Source organism: Streptomyces sp. NPDC005574 (assembly GCF_040605435.1).
GTDB lineage: Bacteria > Actinomycetota > Actinomycetes > Streptomycetales > Streptomycetaceae > Streptomyces.
This window is the reverse complement of the sequence record NZ_JBEXCW010000023.1, coordinates 79647-99948: the sequence shown is the minus strand read 5'-3', so window position 1 is coordinate 99948 and position 20302 is coordinate 79647. Positions and strand designations below refer to the sequence as shown.

Genomic DNA, 20302 nt, shown 5'->3' with positions numbered 1-20302 from the left:
TCAGACGTACCGGCCCTCGAACCACGCGCGCGCGACCGCGGTGTGCAGGGGGAAGGCGAGTTCCTCCGGCCTGCGCAGGAGGTGCCAGCCTTCCGTCTCGTCCGTGGCAGCGGACCGGGGGAGGCTGTCGGCGGGCCGCTCCGGAAGGAGGCCGAACAGCAGGAGGTGCCCGTCGTTCGAGCTCATCGCGTCGATGAGCCGTACGTCGCGGGCGGCCACCTCGATGCCGGTCTCCTCCCGGAGTTCGCGGACGAGGGCGTGGCGCCAGTCCTCCCGGTCGTCCAGGAACCCGCCCGGCAGGGCGATGCCCCCGCGCGCGGGAGCGATGGTGCGGGTGATGACGACCAGGGCGGTGCCCTTGGCGTCGTACACCGGCTGGAGGGCGACCGCGACCGGCAGCGGGTTGCGGTAGGCGACGGTGTGACAGGCCGGACAGGTGCGCGGCCAGCCGGAGGCACCCTCTCCGTAGGGCGCTCCGCAGCTGGAACAGTGCGTTCCGGGGCCGGAGTTGGGGGCTGAGTGTTGGGTTTCGGACACGCGGCGGACTGTATCCGATCATCGCAGACGCGTTCGCCGCAGGCTCCGCGGCCGGCACTGCGGCATCTCGTGCGGTCGGCGCGCGATCGGTGCCGGCACCGGCGGGAGGAGCGGCCGGAACCACCCCCGTGGGCCCCGGCCGCCCCTCCCGATACGACGACGCCGGGACGGCCCGTCCGGTTCTGCGGGACGCCCTGCCTCTTTCCGTCCGGCCGTGCCACACTTCTGACGTTCCGTCAGATCTCGTTCGGGAGGGACCTTGCCGCACACACGCGCACCCGTCGTGGCCGGGTGGTTCGCCGGTGAAGGGGACGAGTTCAGACTCCTCGGCACCCGGTGCACCGCCTGCGCCTCGGTCTTCTTCCCGCGGGAGGACGCCCACTGCCGCAACCCCGGGTGCTCGGGCGGCGACCTGGTCGAGGTCCCGCTCTCCCGCCGCGGACGCGTCTGGTCGTACACGGACAGCCGCTACCGGCCGCCGTCACCCTATGTGACGGACCCGGAACTTCCGTGGGAGCCGTACGCGTTGATCGCTGTGGAACTGGTGCCGGAACGGATGGTGGTACTGGGACAGGGGGCTCCCGGGGTGAGTGTCGCCGATCTGACGGTCGGTATGGAGATGGAGATCGTCCGGGGCGTCCTCTCGCCGGGCGGGGAGACGACCTGGAACTGGCGGCCGACGGGGGTGCGGACATGACGACGGAGGTCGCGGTGCTGGGCGCGGGCATGCACCCGTGGGGCAAGTGGGGCCGGAGCTTCGTCGCGTACGGCGTGGCGGCCGCCCGCGCCGCACTCGCCGACGCCGGGCTGGACTGGCGGGACGTCGGCTCCATCGTGGGGGCCGACACCGTGCGCGGCGGCTACCCCGGATACGTCGCGGGCGCAACCTTCGCGAGGGCGCTCGGCTGGCAGGGCGCTCGCGTCGCGAGCGTCTACGCGGCCTGCGCGTCGGGGGCCCAGGCCGTCAACGCGGCCCGTACGCAGATCCTCGCGGGCCTGGCGGACGTGGTGCTCGTGGTGGGCGCCGACGCGGCGCCCAAGGGGTTCTTCCGGCCCGCGGGCGGCGACCGGCCCGACGATCCGGACTGGCTCCGGTTCCGGGTCCTCGGGGCGACCAATCCGACGTACTTCGGCCTGTACGCGCGCCGTCGGATGGCCGTGCACGGGGACACGGCGGAGGACTTCGCGCAGGTGAAGGTGAAGAACTCGGCCCTGGGAGCCCTGAACCCGAACGCCCGCTACCGCAGCCGGGTCACCGCCGAGGAGGTCGCCGCCTCCGCCGTGGTCGCCGATCCGCTGCGGCTGCTCGACATCTGTGCGACCTCCGACGGCGGGGCCGCGCTGGTGCTGTCCAGCATGGAGTTCGCGCGCCGGCACGGGGTGCCGCGGCCCGTGCGGATCCGGGCGGTGTCCACGGTGACGCCGCGCTATCCCAGCACCGTGCTGGACCTGCCGGACATCGCGACGGACTCCGCGGCGGCCGTCGAGCCCGCCGCCGAGACCTTCCGCGCGTCCATCGCGTCGGCCGCCTACGAGGAGGCCGGCGTCGGGCCCCGGGACCTGTCGCTCGCCGAAGTCTACGACCTGTCCACCGCCTTGGAGTTGCAGTGGTACGAGGATCTCGGACTGTGCGGGGAGGGCGAGGGCGCGAAGCTTCTGCGGGAGGGCGCGACCACTCTGGGCGGGCGCATACCCGTCAACGTGAGCGGGGGCCTCGCCTCCTTCGGGGAGGCCGTTCCGGCACAGGCGATCGCCCAGGTCTGCGAGCTCACCTGGCAGTTGAGGGGAACCGCGGGCGACCGGCAGGTCGCGGGGGCGCGGGCGGGGATCAGCGCGAACCAGGGGCTGTTCGGACACGGGTCGGCGGTGGTCGCGGTGCGGTGAGGGCCCGGGCTCGGGGGACGTCGGGGGGCGTGCGGCTCGCGGCGGGGCGGGCGGCTCCGCCGCGATAGCCGCAAGCCCTTTCGCGCACGCTGTGTCATCAGCCCGGAATGCCGCGTGAACGTCTCGTGAACTGGGCCTGGGCGGGCTCCGGCAACGCCATCATGCTGCCGTGCCCTCCTGGACGGATACTCTCCGCTTCGCCTTCCAACCGGTGGTCAACCTGACGACCGGCGGGGTCGCGGGACTGGAGATACTCGCCCGGCCGGAGACCGGCGACATCCTGGCCGAGGCCCGCCGTGACCCCGAACTGGACGGCCGCCTCGCGGTGTTGGCGGTCCGCGCCGCCTCGCGCCGGGAGACCCTGCTGCCGCTGCATGTCAACGTGTTCGCCGGCACCCTGGCCGATCTCGGCGGGCTCACCCCCCTGCACGACGCCGTGCGGGCGGCGGGGCGGCTGCCGTGGGAGGTGACGGTCGACGTCGGCCCGCCGTACACGCACGTGCCGCAGAAGGCGCTGCTGGAGGCGGTGGACGGGCTGCGCGCGCGGGGCTTCCGGATCGCCGCGGACGGCGTGGGCGACGGCGACGCGCCCCTGCGGCTGCTCACCGACCTGGCCCCGGACCTGGTGAAGCTCGACGCCTCCCTGCTGTCCCGGCCCGCTGCGGTACGCGCCATGCGGACGCTGTGCGACCAGTTGGGGGCGCTGCTGTCCGTCGAGGGCGTGGAGAGCGAACTGCAGTGCGCCGCGGCACGGGCGGCGGGCGCGCAGCTCGCTCAGGGCCTGCTGTTCGCGCCGCCCTCGCGGCTGCCGACAGCCGACGTGTACGTTCCGCCCCGCACCTTCGGTGTCCTGGCGATGCCGCGGCCGGGGCCCTCGGTGCGGGAGTTCGTCCGGCCGGCCGCGCTGCTGCCCGCCACCGCGTCGGCCGGTCAGGTGCGGGCCCTGCTCACGGGCTCGCCGGAGGTGTCCGGGGTGGTGCTCGTGGACCGGGACGGCGTGCCGGTCCGGTCGGTGCACCGGTCCCGCTTCCTGCTGTCGATGTCGGGGCGCTACGGACACGCCCTGTACGCCGACCGGCCGGCCGCCAGACTCGGGGACCCGCCACGGACGGTCGGCGCCGACGCGACCGCCTGGGAGGTCCTGGACGTGGTCGCGGTCGGCGACCGGGACCGTACGTCCGACGACGTGGCCGTCGTCGACCGGTACGGCCGGTGCGTGGGCGTCGCCCGGCTCGCGGACCTGGTGCGGGCTCTGGCCGAGAGCCGGGTCGAGGAGGCGGCGGGGCTCAATCCGCTGACCCGGCTGCCCGGTTCGGACGCCGTCACCGCCGAGGTCGACCGGCGGATCACGGACGGGCGGCCCTTCGCCCTGAGCTGGCTGGACGTCGACCACTTCAAACAGGTCAACGACCGGGCCGGGTTCGCCGCGGGCGACGAGCTGATCCGTTCCGTCGGGCGGGCGTTGCAGCAGGCGGCGTCCGGCGGCACGCGCGTGGGCCACATCGGCGGGGACGACTTCCTGGTGCTCGCGGAGTTCGAGTGGCTGGAAGCGCTCGCCGCCGCCGTGCTCGACGCGCCCTGGTCGGCGGGCGGCCGCCCCGTGACGCTGTCCCTGGCCACCGTGCTGTGCGCGCCGGGCAGCGTGACGGACCACCGCGAGGCCGCCGCCTGTCTGGCGCCCCTGAAGAAGGCCGCCAAGGCGCTGCGCGGGGCGAGTTGGGTCCTCGGCCGGCCCGGACTGACCGGCCATGAGGTGCGACGCGGCTCGGGGGCGTCCGGCACTCCGGCGGGGTACGCGGTGGCGGAACCGGGCTGACCCGACAGGGCGGACCGGAGCGCCGGCCGTGCGGCCGAAACCCTCCGGTGGGCCCGCCGGAACCGGTGCGGTCGGCGACCTTGACGCTCCGTGGGTGCCGGTGAACACTTCCGGGTGTCGGTCGACATCGCCGTACATTCTCGGCGTATCCAGGCACTACGCCGCGCGGGCCCCGCCTGAGTCACGGGCCGTTCCTCCACGGGCGATTCGGCTGCCACGGCACGCTCGTCACGGACGCCGGGCGGGGCGCGGGACCCTCCCTGCCCTCGGCTGTCCGCCAAGGGAACCGCACCCTGCACGGAGGCCCGGGCTGATCCGTCCCGGGCCAGGGCCTAGGAGCCGCCATGAGCAACGGAGACATATTCCTCGGCGAAGTCATCGGTACCGCGATCCTGATCCTCTTCGGCGCCGGCGTGGTCGCCGCCGTCGTACTGAACTACTCCAAGGCGAAGGACGCCGGCTGGATCGTCATCACCTTCGGCTGGGGCTTCGGCGTGCTGGCCGGGGCCTACACCGCGGCTCCGCTGTCCGGCGGCCACCTCAACCCGGCGGTCACCATCGGCATCGCCGTCGACACCGGGGAGTGGGCCAAGGTCCCGTTCTACCTCGGAGGCCAGATCGTCGGCGCGATGCTCGGCGCGGTCCTGTGCTGGCTGGTCTACTTCGCGCAGTTCCAGGCCAACGCCGAGGAGGACATCGCGCAGCCCACCCTCGGCATCTTCGCCACCACGCCCGCGATCCGCCATCCCGTGGCGAACCTCGTCACCGAGATCATCGCGACCATGGCGCTGGTGCTGCCGGTCCTGGCCTTCGGACTCACCAAGGGACTCGGCGAGTCGGGGACCTCGATCCTGATCGTGTCCTTCCTCGTGGTCGGCATCGGGCTGTCGCTCGGCGGGCCAACCGGATACGCCATCAACCCGGCCCGCGACCTGGGCCCCCGGATCGTCCACGCACTGCTTCCCATCCCCAACAAGGGCACGTCGGACTGGAGTTACGCGTGGATTCCGGTGGTGGGGCCGCTGATCGGCGGGGCGCTGTCCGGACTCATCTTCAACGCAGCCTTCTGAAGGAACCGACGAAGGGCACGACATGACGGACAGGTTCGTCGCCGCTGTCGACCAGGGCACCACCTCCAGCCGCTGCATCATCTTCGACCGGGGCGGTGCGATCGTCGCCGTCGACCAGCGCGAGCACCGGCAGATCTTCCCCAAGCCGGGCTGGGTGGAGCACGACGCCACCGAGATCTGGTCCAAGGTGCAGGCGGTGGTCGCCGGGGCGATCGCCAAGGCCGGACTGCGCGCCGACCAGCTCAGCGCGCTCGGCATCACCAACCAGCGCGAGACCACCGTCCTGTGGGACCGCGCCACCGGCAAACCCGTGCACAACGCGATCGTGTGGCAGGACACGCGGACCGCCGCCCTGTGCCACCAACTGGGCGGCCCGGACGGGCAGGACCGCTTCCGCGACCAGACCGGTCTGCCGCTGGCCAGTTACTTCTCCGGCCCCAAGGCGGCCTGGCTGCTCGACAACGTGCCGGGGCTGCGCGCGCGGGCCGAGCGCGGGGAGATCGCCTTCGGCACCATCGACTCCTGGCTGATCTGGAACCTCACCGGCGGCACCGAAGGCGGACGGCACGTCACCGACGTCACCAACGCCGGCCGCACCATGCTGATGAACCTGGAGACGCTCCAGTGGGACCCGTCCATCCTGTCCGCGATGAACGTGCCCGAGGCGGTACTGCCCGAGATCAGGTCGTCCGCCGAGGTGTACGGCACCGCCGTCGGACAGCTCGCCGGGGTGCCCGTCGCCTCCGCGCTGGGCGACCAGCAGGCGGCCGTGTTCGGACAGGCCTGCTACGACGTGGGGACCGCGAAGAACACGTACGGGACGGGCAGTTTCCTGCTGCTCAACACCGGCAGCCGGCCGGTGCCGTCGAAGAACGGCCTGCTGACGACGATGGGCTACAAGATCGGCGACGAGGCGCCCGTCTACTGCCTGGAGGGCTCGATCGCCGTCACGGGCGCGCTGGTGCAGTGGTTCCGCGACCAGCTGGGCATCATCCGCAGCGCCGACGAGATCGAGCCGCTGGCGGCGAGCGTGGACGACAACGGCGGGGCGTACATCGTGCCCGCGTTCTCGGGCCTGTACGCGCCGTACTGGCGCTCCGACGCGCGCGGTGTCGTCACCGGCCTCACCCGGTACGTCACGAAGGCGCATCTCGCGCGCGCGGTGCTCGAGGCGACCAGCTGGCAGACGCGCGAGGTCGTGGACGCCATGTTCCAGGACTCCGGGGTGCGGATCACGACGCTGAAGGTGGACGGCGGCATGACCGGCAACAACCTCCTCATGCAGCACCAGGCGGACGTGCTCGGCGTACCGGTCATCCGGCCCCGGGTCTCCGAGACGACCTGTCTCGGCGCCGCCTACGCGGCCGGACTCGCCACGGGGGTGTGGAACGACCTCGACGAACTCAAGGCGCACTGGCAGAAGGACGCCGAGTGGACGCCGTCGATGGAGACGTCGGTGCGTGACCGCGAGTACCGCCGCTGGCGCAAGGCCGTGGAGAAGAGCTTCGGCTGGCTGGAGGAGGGTGAGGACTAGGTACCGGGTCACGTCCTCAGGACCAGGCCGGGGCGGGCGGTCGGTCGGCCGGACGAGGCGTACGCGCGCGTGGGCGCGAGGACGAGGCCTGCGCGCGCGTGCGTCGACGGGCGCGGCCCGTACCCCTGTCGGCGGGGGTACGGGCCGTGCGGGTGTCAGGTGGTGACGGTCCGGCGGTGGTCGGCCGCGTACCTGATCGCGTGCTGGACCACGCCCACGAGGGTCTCCTTGACGGACTCGCGGTCGCGGGCGTCGCACAGCAGGAGAGGGACGCTGTCGTCCAGGTCCAGGGCCTGGCGGACGGCGTCCACCGGGTGACGGGCGGCGCCCTCGAAGCAGTTGATGCCGACGACGAAGGGAATCGCGCGCCGCTCGAAGTAGTCGACGGCGGCGAAGCAGTCCTCCAGACGGCGGGTGTCGGCGAGGACGACCGCTCCGAGCGCGCCTTCGGAGAGCTCGTCCCACATGAACCAGAACCGTTCCTGGCCGGGCGTGCCGAAGAGGTACAGCACCAGGTCCTCGCGCAGCGTGATACGGCCGAAGTCCATGGCGACGGTGGTGGTGTGCTTGCCCTCCACACCGCTCGTGTCGTCGACCGGGCGGCCGGCCTCGGTGAGGAACTCCTCGGTGCGCAGCGGCCTGATCTCGCTGACCGCACCGACGAGCGTCGTCTTGCCCACGCCGAAGCCGCCGGCCACCAGGATCTTGAGCGTGACCGGCTCGACCGGGGGCTTGCCGCGCTCAGAGCGCCCGAAGATCATCGATCTCTTCTCCTGCTTGATGGGGTGCGGGCGACGCCGGTCCGCTGTCCCTGCGCCGCCGGGGGTCTCGATGGGGGGCGCGACGGCCGGCACGTCATGGAGTCCCCCGCCTCGGCGCCGCTCACAGCGCCCGGAGTCCGTTGATCACGTCACGCAGAATGTCCTCGTCCGGCAGCTCGGCCGGGGGGACGGGCCGGTTCACGTGCACGAACTCGCCGTGCACGAGGTCTCCGACGAGCACCCGGACCACTCCCACGGGCAGGTCGAGTCCGGCGGCCAGCTCCGCGACCGACTGCGGGGCGTCCCGGCACAGTTCGACGATGTCGACGTGTTCCGGGGACAGCGAGTGGTCCGCCTCCGGATCGTCCGCCTCGGTCTCGGTGACGACCAGCGCGATGAGGTCGAGGCGGTGCTGGCCCGCACTGGTGGTACGGCCGCGCGTCATGGCGTACGGACGTACGACGGGTCCGGCCTCGTCGTCGAACCAGTGGCTTCTTCCCTGACCGTCTGGGCTCATGTCGTCCCACTACCCGCCCGAGGGCAGATCGGTGCGCGGAACGGCGCCCAGATGCACACCGACGCGCTTGACGAGGAGCGTCATCTCGTAGGCGACCTGTCCGACGTCCGAGTCGGCGTCGGAGAGGACGGCGAGGCAGCTGCCGTCGCCCGCCGCGGTCACGAACAGGAAGGCGTCGTCCAGTTCGACGACCGTCTGGCGGACGCTGCCGGCCTCGAAGTGGCGGCCGACGCCCTTGGCGAGGCTGTGGAACCCGGAGGCGACGGCCGCGAGGTGCTCGCCGTCCTCGCGGGACAGGTCCTTGGACACGCCGGTGGCCAGTCCGTCGCCGGACAGCACGACGGCCTTGCGGATGCTCGCGACGCGGTCGACCAGGTCGTCCAGCAGCCAGTTGAGTTCACCGGACTCGCTGGTCGTCGTGCGGTCGGTCGGCTTCGGTGCGGTCATCGACCGTCCCCCTTTGTCGTTCCTTGCGGTGCTGCGTCGCTGTGGGCGTCGTCGCCCGCGGCGTTCTCCTGACGGCCGCGCTGCCAGCCGCGCTGGAGCGAGGCCATCCTGCTGCGTACCTCGTCGGCGTCCCGCTCGGCGGGCTCCGGCCTGTCCTCGGGTCGTCGCGCGGCGCTCTGCTTCAGCTGCGGGGCGAGGCTGGCCTGCCGTACGCGGCGGGGCAGAGCGGCCGTGCCGGAGCCGGTGTCCCGCGCGTCCGCGCCGAGGGCGGGGGTGCGCGGGTCGCGGGCTGGGCCGGGGCGGCCGGCCGGGTCGGCGCTCCGGGCGGGTTCGGGGGCGCCGGTGGACGCGATCTCGGCGCGCCGGGTGCGCCTGGGCAGCGCGGGCGCGTCGGGGTCGACGGCGGCCTCCGGCTGCGTGCTGCCCGGACCGTTCGTGAACTCGTCGGCGCGGTCGGCCACTCCGGTGCCGCGGCGCAGCGGCGCGGCACCCCGGCGGCGGGAGGGCAGTGCGGCGGGCGACCGCGGCCGGGCCGGGTCCGCCCCGGCCTCCTCCGGCTCCTCCCGCCGGGCGCGTCCGGTGACGGGGCGTCCGTGGGAGCTGACCAGCTTGGGCGTTCTGCGGCGCGGCAGCGACAGCGTGGCGTCGGCGCGGTCGTCCGGGTCCGGGCCGCCGTCGGCGTCGGGTGCTTCGCGCAGCGGCTCGCCGAGCCGCCCGCGCGTCTCGTCGGGCGCGCCGAGGAGGGCGTGCCGTGAGCGGAAGAGCCCACCGTGTTCGCCGTCCTCGTCGCCGAGCGCACTCGGGAACCCCCCGACGCTGTCCAGGTCGACGGGCGCCTCCAGTTCGACCGGCCCGTTGAGGACCGGGACGGGCGGCCCCGACTGCGCGGACACCTTGCTGAGCGAGGTCCGGTGCGCCTCCTCCAGCTGGGCTTCCTTCGAGGGCTGCGGCCGGTCGAGGCGGAAGCCGATGCCGTTGGTGTCCGGGACGTCGTCCGTGAGGAGCGCGTCCGGGATGAAGACGACGGCGGTGGTGCCGCCGTAGGGGGAGGGCTGGAGCGAGACGCGGACGTTCTGGCGCTGGGCGAGCCGGCTGACGACGAACAGGCCGAGCCGGTCGGTGTCCGACAGCTCGAACTCCGGTGTCTCGGCGAGCCGGAGGTTGGCGTCCAGCAGGGCGTCGGCCGCCATGCCGAGGCCCCGGTCGTTGATCTCCAGGGTGAAACCGTTGGCGACCCGTTCACCGATGACCTGGACGGCGGTGTGCGGCGGGGAGAACACGGTGGCGTTCTCCAGGAGTTCGGCCACGAGGTGGGTGAGGTCGGCGACCGCGGGGCCGGTCACGGCGACCCGGGGCAGCCTGCGGACCTCGATGCGCTCGTAGTCCTCGACCTCCGCCACGGCGGCCCGTACGACGTCCATCAGCTGGACGGGCTTGCGCCACTGGCGGGAAGGGGCTGCTCCGGAGAGGATCACCAGGCCCTCGGCGTGGCGGCGCATACGGGTGGTGAGGTGGTCGAGGCGGAACAGGTCGGCGAGTTCGTCGGTGTCCTCGGTCCTGCGTTCCATGGTGTCGAGGAGGGTGAGCTGCTTGTGCAGCAGTACCTGGCTGCGGCGGGCGAGGTTGACGAACACCTCGGAGACGCCGGCGCGGAGTTCGGCCTGCTTGACGGCGGCTTCGACGGCGGCCCGCTGGAGCGTGTTGAGGGCCTGCCCGACCTCGCCCATCTCGTTCCTGTCGTACTCCAGGCGCGGGACCTCGGTCTCCACGTCGACCTGTTCGCCCGCGGACAGCCGGCGCATCACGCTGGGCAGCCGCACCCCGGACGCCTCGTGCGCGTCCTGGCGCAGTTGCCTGAGGTCACGGATGAGGCCGCGGCCGACGCGTACGGACAGGAAGAGCGAGAAGAGCACCGCCACCAGCCCGAGGACGCCGACGACGGACGCCTTGACGATGACGCTGACGGCCGCCGGCCGGACACGGTCCTGGTAGCGGTCGCCGGCCTGGTCGTCGAGGGTGGCCAGTTCGTCGAGCACGTTGCCGGCGGCGGCGTCCCAGTTCCTGGCGCTCACGAAGCCGTCGGCGGGGCCGGGCTCCGCGGAGATGGCGTCCAGCTCGGCGGAGCGCAGGGGCGCGGTGGAGGCGTTCTCCCAGAAGTGCTCGTAGCGTTCACGCTCGGCCGGGGGCAGGACCGGCAGGCTGATGTCGTACATCAGGGTGCGCTGGGCCACCAGGTCGGAGACCTCGCGGATCTCGCTCGGGGAGAGTTTCCCGACCACGAGGGCGGACCCGAGCAAGGCGTCCTCACGGGAGAGCAGCTCGCGCGCGCGGGTCACGTTGACGAGGGCGCGGGCCTGCTTGTCGAGTTCCACGCTGTCGACGCCGTCGAGCGACGCCAGCAGCGCGTAGCAGGGGTCCACGAGCCGGTTGTAGAGGCCGAGGGCCCGCTCCCGGGACACCGTGCCCTGCCCGACGCTGCGGCGCAGCGCGGCGAGGCCGTCGAAGGCGTCGAGGACGGCGGTGAGGCGTTCGGAGTCGTCGGCGTCCAGCCCGTCGCGGACGTCGGAGTTCCTCGTGTTGTCGCGGAACCTGGTGACGGCCGAGTCGGTGAGGCCGCGGGTGGTGCGCAGCGCGGACAGCGCGTCCGCGGCCCGGGGGTCGGCGAGGTAGACGAGGGTCTGGCGGCGTTCCTGCTGAAGGCTCCGGACGGCGTCCTCGGCGGGGTAGCCGATCTTCTCCACGACGGAGGACACCTGGAACAGCTGGGTGACCTCCCGGCCTGTCAGGACCGTGGCGAAGCCCCAGATCGCCGCGAGGGACACCAGCGGCACGAGCAGCAGCGCCACGATCTTCCGGCGGATCGACTTCCCGCGAAAGCGCATGGCCTCCCCCAGCTCGACCCCCAGGGTCAGGGGGCACACATGTACGTCAACAAACGGCGCGAGCCTACTACTGCGGCACAGGTATCTCGAAGACCCGTCCGGAAGCCGAACTTCCGCATCCGGGGCGAGACATGCGGAGTTGTCCGCTCATGGCGGGAGATGGCCTCCCACGACACGGTGACGGTGACCGGATCGGAGCCGAACGCCCTGTCTGGGCAGTTGGCCGGAAATCTTCGCTCGGCGGGAATCTTGGAGACGCTTCGTTCGTCTTTTCTATGGGAGTTGGGGGCGGAATCGGTCACAGGAGCCGCGTCTCGCAACCGGGGCAGCGTAAAACAGCGCAAGCCGGGCAGCCACTGAGAAGCCGGGTCTTAGGACACCGGGGCGAGGGTCTGCTGGCGGTGGGGAGTGACACGTTGATGGGCACGGCGGAGCGGCGCGATGCGCCCGAAGGCGGCATGACGGCGCAGTTGACTGCGCCGCGAAGTCCTGAGGCACCGGATTCCGGCGGTCCGGCGTCGGTGCGTCCGGCGACGGACGGCCGTCGGGCCGGGGCGGACTCGGGTGCGGGAAGAGACAGAAGTGCCGGGACGGACACAGGTGTCCCGGCCGCGAGGGTACGGCGCGAAGGGTTCCGGGGAACCGGGCCCCGCAGCACGGCGGCGCACGGGGGCGTGGTGGAGGCCGACGCGTACGACGACGCCGGGCAGGAGCGACTGTCCCGGCAGCTGTGGGTGGAGGAACCGGCGCGGCGGCGGCGCATGCCGGACCCGGTGCGTACGGCGGCGGTGCGGGCGGTGCTCGTGATCTCGGTGACGCTTATTCAGGCGATGGTGGCCTTCCTGTGCACCATGGCCGGTTCCTGGCTCGCGTTCCCGATGGTGCTCAGCAGCGTGGCCAGCACGGTGGTGGCGACCTGGGCCGCGCTCGACGTCTGGGTGACGCGCCAGGTCTGGAACCAGCGCAACGGCGTGGTGTCCACGCCCAGCAGCACCGCGCGGGCCCTGCGGCGCGAGCGCCGCAAGACCAGGCGGCACGCCCGGTCGACGGAGCGGACCCAGGAGCGGATACGGCGCCGGGGCGGCGCGGGGCGACTGTCGCATCCTTGATGCTCGGCGGGGCGGGCTGGGGCGGTCGGGGGTGATCCTGACGGCGAGGTGGCCGGGGGGCGGTCGGCGGGTCAGCGTGCGACGGATCGCGCCTGGCCCTCCTCCCGCAGTCGGCCCTCCTCCCGGGCCAGTTCGCGGCGCGTGCGTGTGAAGGAGCGGGGGCGGTTCACGGCGAACACGGCGGTCGTGCGTCCGTCCCTCTCGTAGAGCGCGAGGAAGCCGTCCTCCGCCGGCCCGCCGTCGGACAGGGCACCCTCGGTGACGCGCACGGTGTCCCCGGGTCCGCGCCGGCCGGCGAACTGGATGCGCGCCCCGTACTGGTCCGACCAGAAGTACGGCAGCGACCGCGCGGCCTCCCGGGAGCGTCCGGCGAGCAGGTTGGCCACGGCGACCCGGGGCTGCTCCGTGGCGGAGGTCCAGTGCTCGGCCCGGTGACCGCCGACGCGGGCGACATCGCCGACGGCGACCACCTGGGGCAGGGCCGTCATACAGCCGTCGTCGCACAGGACTCCGTCCTGCAGGGCGAGCGTGGAACCGGCCAGCCAGGCGGTGTTGGGGGTGGCGCCGATACCGACGATCACGATGTCGGCGGGCAGGAGGCGGCCGTCGGCGAGTTCCACACCGGTGACGGTGTCCGTGCCGCGCAGTCCCGCGACTCCGATACCCGTGACCAGCTCCGCTCCGCCCCGGCGGTGCAGGGCGGCGCACACGGCGGCCATCTCCGCGCCGAGTTGGGGCACGAGCGGCAACGGGGCGGCTTCGACGACGGTGACCGTGTGACCGAGAGCGGTACAGGAGGACGCGGTCTCGGCACCGATGAACCCGCCGCCGATGACCACGACTTCGCGTGGGCCCCGGGTGAGTTCCTCGCGCAGGGCACGCGCGTCGTCCAGGGTGCGCAGTGTGTGCACTCCGGACAGGGCGGCACCCGGCAGGCGGCGGGCCGAGGCACCGGTGGCGATGACGACGCCGTCGGTCGACACGGTGCGGCCGTTGTCCAGCAGTACGGTGCGGCCCCGGGAGTCGAGCCCGCGGGCCCGGACCCCCAGGCGCCATTCAGCGTCCAGTCCGGCGAAATCGTCGGCGTCGGTGAGGGCGAGGTGGTCCTCGTCCGCACGGCCGGTGAGGAAGTCCTTGGAGAGGGGAGGCCGGTCATAAGGGCGGTGCGGCTCGTCGCCGACGATCACCAGACGTCCGTCGAAGCCCTGGGCCCGCAGTTCCCGGGCCGCGTGGACACCGGAGAGGGAGGCTCCGACGACGGTCACGGTCCTCATGCGGTGCGGCTCCTTCCGGGACGGGACGCGGACGCCTCGCGGCTTGTCGCGGACACCTCGGAGCCGGGCGGGGAGACCTCGGAACTCGGTGCGGAAACCTCGGAGTTCGCTGCGGACGCCGAGCACATGGCGCGGGCGTGTTCCGCGAACCCGCCGGGTGCCGCGAGCCCGACGGGGTCTGTGCGACCGGCGGGTTCCGTACGGCCGGGCGTCGCCAGGCCCGTGTGACCGGCGGGCTCTGTGCGACCGGCGGGTTCCGTGCGGCCGGGCGTCGCGAGGCCCGTGCGACCGGCGGGCTCCGTGTAACCGGCGGGTTCCGTGCGGCCGGGCGTCGCGAGGCCCGTGCGGTCGCCCGCCGATGCCGGGCGCCCCGCACGGCGGCCCATCCGTGTCGGGTTGCCGGTGCCGCGAGCTGCCGCGGCCGGCGCGTCGGGGAGGTTCATGCGGCGGTCCCCTCCTGCGCGTCCGGGTGGACGTGGATGACGCCGTCCTCCACGGTGACGCGATGGGTGCGGACGGGGCGGCGGGCCGGCAGGCAGGTCGGCCGGCCCGTGCGGAGATCGAACGAGGCCGCGTGCAGCGGGCATTCGACCAGGCAGCCCTCCAGGTACCCCTCGGAGAGGGAGGCGTCCTGGTGGGTGCAGGTGTCGTCGATGGCGTACAACTCGCCGTCGTCGGTACGGAACACGGCGACGGGCGGGGTCGTCTCCAGACGGACGGACTCACCCTCGGGGAGGTCTTCGAGGCGGCAGACGGGAATCATGGGCCCCCCTCTCGGTCCGGGACGCGCGGTCCGGAACCGGCTCGGTCCAAGCAGTCGGGAAGTTCAGGGCGTACCGGACCGCCGTCGGTCCGGATCGTCCGGGTCCCGTTCCGGGCTTCGCAGCCCTTCCGGGATCAGGACCCTTCGGTAACATGATGTTTCGCATGGCGCATGAGCAAGCGCTATGCGCAACAGAATCCGGGCGGGACGACCGTCGCGTCAAGGGTTTCCCGCAGATGCGGCCCAAACCGGGCCGAGAGGTGGTGAGAGTCGAGCCATGCCCCGCACGCAGAAGCAGTCCGACCCCGGCGGCGAGCACGCCGTGGACCCGGCGGAACCGACGAGTTCCGGAAAGCGGGCGAGACCCGGGACCACGGCGCAGCAGGGCGGCCGCGGCGCGGCGAGCGCCGTGCAGTCGGTGGACCGCGCCGTGAGCGTGCTGGAGATCCTGGCCCGGCACGGCGAGGCCGGCGTCACGGAGATCGCCGAGGAGCTGGACGTGCACAAGTCCACCGCGTTCCGCCTGCTCGGCGTACTGGAGAACCGCGGCCTGGTCGCGCAGGCCAAGGACCGCGGCAAGTACTACCTGGGGGCCGGCGTGCTGCGCCTGGCGGGAGCGGCGGCGGTGCGGCTGGACATCTCGCAGGAGGGCGTGCCGGTCTGCAGGGAACTCGCCGACGAGCTGGGCGAGACGGTCAACATCGCTGTCCTGGACGACGACGCGGCGGTCAACATCATGCAGGCCCGGGGCACCGCCTCGGTGACGGCGCAGAACTGGCTGGGCAGACGCACCCCGCTGCACGCCACCTCCAGCGGCAAGGTGCTGCTCGCACACATGCCGCCGACCCTGCGCGAAGGTCTGCTGGCCCGTACCCTGCCGCGTTTCACGGAGCGCACCATCACGGGTTCGTCGGTGCTGCGCGGCGAGCTGGAGGCGGTGGTCGAGCAGGGGTACGGCCTCACGGTCGAGGAGCTGGAACTGGGGCTGGCGGCGGTGGCGGCGCCGATCAGGGCGCACGACGGCAAGGTGATCGCCGCGATCAGCGTCTCGGGGCCGATGTACCGGCTCAACGGCGACCGGCTGCCGGAGGTGGCCAAGCGCACGGTGGCGGCCGCGGCGGAGCTCTCACGGCGGATGGGCTACGGCTTCTGACGGACCCCGGGAGGACACGGCCCGCGCCGCACCCAGGGCCCCCGGGGCCCCAGGAACTCCGAATCCCCAGGCACCCAGGGCACCCAGGGCACACCGCACGCATCAGCGGCCACACGCGCGGGACCGGGAACTCCACCGGTCCCGCGCCGTCGTGTGTCCGGCAGGTTTCGCCCGTCCCGTTCCTTTTGCCAAGGGTTAACTCGCACCTCTTGACGGCCGCTCGGTCGCGTTCTCAGTATGTTCCTCATCGCGCAACCCATCGTGCATTGCGCAACAGCAGAGGAGCCCGTCGTGCCACACGAGGTCCGTGCCGTAGTCGCTGTGAAGAAGGGCGCACCCGTCGAGGTGCGGACGATCGTCGTCCCCGACCCCGGTCCCGGCGAGGTGCTCGTCACCGTCCAGGCCTGCGGGGTCTGCCACACGGACCTGCACTACCGGGAGGGCGCGATCACGGACGACTTCCCCTTCCTCCTCGGCCACGAGGCGGCCGGCACGATCGAGGCGGTCGGCGAGGGCGTCACCGACCTCGAACCCGGCGACTACGTGGTCCTCGCCTGGCGCGCCCCCTGCGGCACCTGCCGCTCCTGTCGCCGCGGCCGCCCCTGGTACTGCTTCGACTCCCGCAACGCCACCCAGCCGATGACCCTCCTCGACGGCACCCCGCTCACCAACGCCCTCGGTATCGGCGCGTTCGCCGAGAAGACACTGGTCGCCGCGGGACAGGCGGTGAAGATCGACCCGGCCGCCCGCCCCGAGGCCGCCGGCCTCATCGGCTGCGGGGTGATGGCCGGCTACGGCGCGGCCGTGAACACGGGCAACGTGAGCCGCGGCGACTCGGTCGCCGTGATCGGCTGCGGCGGCGTCGGCGACGCGGCCATCGCCGGGGCCTGTCTCAACGGCGCCATGAAGGTCATCGCGATCGACATCGACGACAAGAAGCTCGACCAGGCCGAGAAGTTCGGTGCCACGCACACGGTCAACTCCAGGGGCACGGACCCGGTCGAGGCGGTCCGTGCGCTCACCGACGGTTTCGGCGTGGACATCGCGATCGACGCGGTGGGCAGGCCGGAGACGTTCCTCCAGGCCTTCGCGATGCGCGACCACGCGGGCACGCTCGTCCAGGTCGGTGTGCCCTCCCCCGAGATGAAGGTGGAACTCCCGCTGATCGACGTGTTCTCGCGGGGCGGCGCCATCAAGGCGAGCTGGTACGGCGACTGTCTGCCGAGCCGGGACTTCCCTTACCTCATCGACCAGTACCTCTACGGGCTGCTGGACCTCAACGCGTTCGTGAGCGAGACGATCGCGCTCGACCAGGTCGAGGAGGCGTTCGCCAAGATGCACCGGGGTGAGGTGCTGCGCTCCGTGGTGGTCCTGTGAGTGCCCGCGGAGCCGTGCGGGTGGAGCGCGTCGTCACCTCCGGCACCTTCAGCCTGGACGGCGAGACGTTCGACGTGGACAACAACGTCTGGCTGGTCGGCGACGACGCGGAGGTGCTGGTCGTCGACGCCGCCCACGACGCGGGCGCCATCCACGCGGCGGTCGCCGGGCGGCACGTGACCGCGATCGCCTGCACCCACGGGCACGACGACCACATCGGCGCGGCGGCCGAACTCTCCCGCCTGACCGGCGCCCCCGTCCTCCTGCATCCGAACGACAACGAGTTGTGGTCCCACACCCATCCCACGCGCAAGCCGGACGGGGAACTGACCGACGGCCGGGTCCTCACGGTCGCCGGGATCGAACTCCATGTGATCCACAACCCGGGTCACACCTGGGGCAGTTGCTCACTGCACGCCCCGTTCCTGAACACGGTCTTCACCGGCGACACCCTCTTCCACGGCGGGCCGGGCGCGACCGGCCGCTCCTACTCCGACCGCCCCACCATCGAGGCCTCCCTCCGCGAGCGGCTGCTCGTCCTGCCCGGCGACACGGTCGTGTGCACCGGGCACGGCCAGGACACGACGATCGCCGGTGAACGGCCGCACGTCCCCACTCCCTGAGCACGGCCCACAAGCGCGTCCGCTCCCCACCCCGGCAAGGAGGGGCATGTCCAGCACGCCCGAAACCCGCCCGAACGGTCCGCAGGTCGTCATCATCGGCGCCGGCATAGTCGGCTGCTCGCTCGCCGACGAGCTGACCGCCCGCGGCTGGACCGACGTCACCGTCCTCGAACAGGGCCCGCTGCCGGCCCCCGGCGGCTCCACTTCGCACGCACCCGGTCTCGTGTTCCAGACCAGCCCCTCCAGGACGCTCACGGCGCTCGCCCGGTACACCGTCGAGAAGTTCGGCTCGCTGCGGGCCGACGGCGTCCCGTGCTTCCAGCAGGTCGGCGGCCTGGAGCTGGCCACCACCCCGGAACGCCTCACCGACCTGCACCGCAAGGCCGGCTACGCCGCCGCCTGGGGCATCCGCGGCGAGGTCGTCGGCCCCGCCCGCTGCAAGGAGCTGTGGCCGCTCATCGACGAGTCGATCGTCCTCGGCGGTTTCCACACCCCCGACGACGGACTGGCCCGCGCCCTGCCCGCGGCCCGCGCCCAGCTGGAACGGGCCACCGAACGGGGCGCCCGTTTCCTGGACCGCCACACCGTCACCGGTATCGAGAAGGAGAACGGCCGCGTCACGGGTGTCGTCACCGACCGGGGTGTGTTCCCGGCCGACCACGTCGTCTCCGCGGCCGGCTTCTGGGGCCCGGTGATCGGCCGCATGGCCGGGGTCGACGTACCCCTGCAACCGCTCGCGCACCAGTACGCGCGCACCCGGCCGCTTGCCGGCCTGCGGGACCACGAGGCGGAGGCCACCCGGCCGATCCTCCGCCACCAGGACCGCGACCTGTACTTCCGCGAGCACACCGACCGCATCGGCATCGGCTCCTACGCGCACCGGCCCCTGCCCGTCGACCCGTTCGCGGTCCTGCCCTACGACGAGGCCCGTGCCCGGAACATGGACATGCCGTCCTCGTTCCCGTTCACGACCGAGGACTGGGCCCCGAGCTGGGACGACTGCCGGCGGCTGATCCCGGCCCTGCGCGAGTCGGAGATCGAGGAGGGGTTCAACGGCGTCTTCTCCTTCACCCCCGACGGCATGCCCCTGCTCGGCGAGACACGGCGGCTGCGCGGCTTCTGGCTGGCCGAGGCCGTCTGGGTCACCCACTCCGCCGGCGTGGCCAAGGCCGTCGCCGAGTGGATGGTCGACGGTCGGCCCTCCCTCGACCTGCACGAGTGCGACCACACGCGTTTCGAGGAGGCGCAGCGTTCACCGTCGTACGTCCGTGAACGGGGTTCACAGCAGTTCGTCGAGGTGTACGACGTGCTGCACCCCCTCCAGCCGATGGAGCAGCCGCGTCCGCTGCGCGTCAGCCCCTTCTACGCCCGGCAGCAGCAGCTCGGCGCGCGGTTCCTGGAGGGCGGCGGCTGGGAACGGCCGCACTGGTACGAGGCCAACGCCCCCCTCGTCGACGCCCTGGAGCCGCTGCCCGAGCGCGATGCCTGGTCCGCCCGCTACTGGTCGCCCGTCGCGGCCGCGGAGGCGAAGGCCACCCGCGAGAAGGTCGCCCTGTACGACATGACCCCCCTGCGGCGGCTGGAGGTGACCGGCCCCGGCGCCCTCGACTTCCTGTCCCGCATGACGACCAACAACCTGCGCAAGAAGCCCGGCGCCGTCACCTACACCCTGCTGCTGGACGAGACGGGCGGCATCCGTTCCGACCTGACCGTGGCGCGCCTGGCCCCCGACCGTTTCCAGGTCGGCGCGAACTCCCCCGCCGACCTCGACTGGCTCACCCGGCACGCGCCCAACGGCGTGCGGGTCAGGGACATCACCGCCGGCACCTGCTGTGTCGGCGTCTGGGGTCCGCTGGCCCGCGACCTCGTCCAGCCGCTCACCGACGACGACTTCTCGCACGAGGGGTTCGGCTACTTCCGGGCGAAGGAGACCCACCTCGGGCACGTCCCGGTCACCGCCATGCGCCTGTCGTACGTGGGAGAGCTGGGCTGGGAGCTCTACACCACGGCCGACCTGGGCCTGCGCCTGTGGGACACGCTCTGGGACGCCGGCCGGGAGCTCGGTGTGGTCGCGGCCGGCCGCTCCGCCTTCAACTCCCTGCGCCTGGAGAAGGGTTACCGCGCCTGGGGCGTCGACATGACCGACGAGCACAACCCCTACGAGGCGGGCGTCGGCTTCGCGGTGCGCACCGACAAGGAGTTCGTGGGCCGCGCCGCGCTCGACGACGCCCCGGTGACCCGCAGGCTCACCCCGCTGCTCCTCGACGAGCCCGCCGCCGTGGTCCTCGGCAAGGAGCCGGTGTTCGTGGACGGCGCCCCGGCCGGCTACGTGACCAGCGCCTCGTACGGCTACACCCTGGGCCGCTGCGTCGCCTACGCCTGGCTGCCGGCCGGGCTGACGACCGGCAGCGGCGTGCACATCGAGTACTTCGGCCGGAAACTCCCCGCGACCGTCGCCGAAGAGCCCCTCTTCGACCCGAAGATGACCCGCATCCGCCGCTAGTGCCGTGGCCGGGAAGGTCCACCGACTCGCACCGCCCGCCCCAGCACCAGGC

Annotated in this window: 17 protein-coding genes; 10 read left to right on the top strand and 7 right to left on the bottom strand. The window is 72.7% G+C overall.

Features of this window, described 5'->3' with window-relative positions; translation table 11 throughout:
* Positions 1 to 537 (bottom strand): NUDIX domain-containing protein, encoded by a 537-nt coding sequence (locus ABZT03_RS17835; RefSeq protein ID WP_356040149.1) that lies wholly within the window; start codon positions 535 to 537, stop codon positions 1 to 3.
* A gap of 259 nt (positions 538 to 796) precedes the next feature.
* On the opposite strand from ABZT03_RS17835, the gene ABZT03_RS17830 reads away from it, so the two are divergent.
* The 5 genes from ABZT03_RS17830 (at position 797) to glpK (ending at position 6841) form a co-directional block, all read left to right on the top strand.
* Complete coding sequence (locus ABZT03_RS17830; protein ID WP_356040146.1) at positions 797 to 1234, top strand: zinc ribbon domain-containing protein; 438 nt, start codon at positions 797 to 799, stop codon at positions 1232 to 1234.
* Entirely contained in the window at positions 1231 to 2421 is a 1191-nt protein-coding gene (locus ABZT03_RS17825) for a lipid-transfer protein (RefSeq protein ID WP_356040144.1), read from the top strand. Before ABZT03_RS17830 ends, ABZT03_RS17825 begins: the two co-directional genes overlap by 4 nt.
* Before the next feature lie 169 nt (positions 2422 to 2590).
* Positions 2591 to 4237 carry a GGDEF domain-containing protein gene (locus ABZT03_RS17820; RefSeq protein ID WP_356040141.1) on the top strand — a complete coding sequence of 549 codons (1647 nt, stop codon included), beginning with the start codon at positions 2591 to 2593 and terminating at the stop codon, positions 4235 to 4237.
* Between the two features lie 344 nt (positions 4238 to 4581).
* Positions 4582 to 5307: an MIP/aquaporin family protein gene (locus tag ABZT03_RS17815; RefSeq protein ID WP_356040138.1), complete on the top strand. Its 726-nt coding sequence runs from the start codon at positions 4582 to 4584 to the stop codon at positions 5305 to 5307.
* 22 nt (positions 5308 to 5329) lie between these two features.
* On the top strand, positions 5330 to 6841 hold the full coding sequence (glpK, locus tag ABZT03_RS17810) for a glycerol kinase GlpK (RefSeq protein ID WP_356040135.1): 1512 nt from the start codon (positions 5330 to 5332) through the stop codon (positions 6839 to 6841).
* A 155-nt stretch (positions 6842 to 6996) separates the two neighbouring features.
* On the opposite strand, the gene ABZT03_RS17805 is transcribed toward glpK, so the two are convergent.
* The 4 genes from ABZT03_RS17805 to ABZT03_RS17790 all read right to left on the bottom strand — a co-directional run bounded on the left by ABZT03_RS17805 (position 6997) and on the right by ABZT03_RS17790 (position 11448).
* Positions 6997 to 7602, bottom strand: a complete 606-nt coding sequence (locus tag ABZT03_RS17805; protein WP_356040132.1) for an ATP/GTP-binding protein — start codon at positions 7600 to 7602, stop codon at positions 6997 to 6999.
* A gap of 121 nt (positions 7603 to 7723) precedes the next feature.
* Complete coding sequence (locus ABZT03_RS17800) at positions 7724 to 8119, bottom strand: DUF742 domain-containing protein (protein ID WP_356040130.1); 396 nt, start codon at positions 8117 to 8119, stop codon at positions 7724 to 7726.
* A 9-nt stretch (positions 8120 to 8128) separates the two neighbouring features.
* Positions 8129 to 8566, bottom strand: coding sequence for a roadblock/LC7 domain-containing protein (locus ABZT03_RS17795; protein ID WP_356040127.1), 438 nt, complete (start codon positions 8564 to 8566; stop codon positions 8129 to 8131).
* Positions 8563 to 11448: a nitrate- and nitrite sensing domain-containing protein gene (locus ABZT03_RS17790; protein ID WP_356040124.1), complete on the bottom strand. Its 2886-nt coding sequence runs from the start codon at positions 11446 to 11448 to the stop codon at positions 8563 to 8565. The genes ABZT03_RS17795 and ABZT03_RS17790 overlap by 4 nt, the downstream gene beginning before the upstream one ends.
* Positions 11449 to 11867: 419 nt before the next feature.
* Between ABZT03_RS17790 and ABZT03_RS17785 the strand changes: the two genes are divergently transcribed.
* Complete coding sequence (locus tag ABZT03_RS17785) at positions 11868 to 12557, top strand: hypothetical protein (protein WP_356040121.1); 690 nt, start codon at positions 11868 to 11870, stop codon at positions 12555 to 12557.
* Positions 12558 to 12628: 71 nt separating this feature from the next.
* Here the strand turns inward: ABZT03_RS17785 and ABZT03_RS17780 are convergent, their stop codons facing one another.
* Positions 12629 to 13831 (bottom strand): FAD-dependent oxidoreductase, encoded by a 1203-nt coding sequence (locus ABZT03_RS17780; protein ID WP_356040118.1) that lies wholly within the window; start codon positions 13829 to 13831, stop codon positions 12629 to 12631.
* A gap of 439 nt (positions 13832 to 14270) precedes the next feature.
* A complete protein-coding gene (locus tag ABZT03_RS17775) occupies positions 14271 to 14594 on the bottom strand; it encodes a bifunctional 3-phenylpropionate/cinnamic acid dioxygenase ferredoxin subunit (protein WP_356040115.1) in 324 nt (107 codons plus the stop codon).
* 409 nt (positions 14595 to 15003) lie between these two features.
* On the opposite strand from ABZT03_RS17775, the gene ABZT03_RS17770 reads away from it, so the two are divergent.
* The 4 genes from ABZT03_RS17770 to ABZT03_RS17755 all read left to right on the top strand — a co-directional run bounded on the left by ABZT03_RS17770 (position 15004) and on the right by ABZT03_RS17755 (position 20250).
* Positions 15004 to 15747 carry an IclR family transcriptional regulator gene (locus tag ABZT03_RS17770; protein ID WP_356040172.1) on the top strand — a complete coding sequence of 248 codons (744 nt, stop codon included), beginning with the start codon at positions 15004 to 15006 and terminating at the stop codon, positions 15745 to 15747.
* A 291-nt stretch (positions 15748 to 16038) separates the two neighbouring features.
* The gene (locus ABZT03_RS17765) at positions 16039 to 17124 is read left to right on the top strand and encodes an S-(hydroxymethyl)mycothiol dehydrogenase (RefSeq protein WP_356040112.1); all 1086 of its coding nucleotides are present in this window, start codon (positions 16039 to 16041) and stop codon (positions 17122 to 17124) included.
* Positions 17121 to 17747 (top strand): MBL fold metallo-hydrolase, encoded by a 627-nt coding sequence (locus ABZT03_RS17760; RefSeq protein ID WP_356040109.1) that lies wholly within the window; start codon positions 17121 to 17123, stop codon positions 17745 to 17747. The genes ABZT03_RS17765 and ABZT03_RS17760 overlap by 4 nt, the downstream gene beginning before the upstream one ends.
* Before the next feature lie 46 nt (positions 17748 to 17793).
* A complete protein-coding gene (locus tag ABZT03_RS17755; protein WP_356040106.1) occupies positions 17794 to 20250 on the top strand; it encodes an FAD-dependent oxidoreductase in 2457 nt (818 codons plus the stop codon).
* The last annotated feature ends 52 nt before the right edge of the window (positions 20251 to 20302 follow it).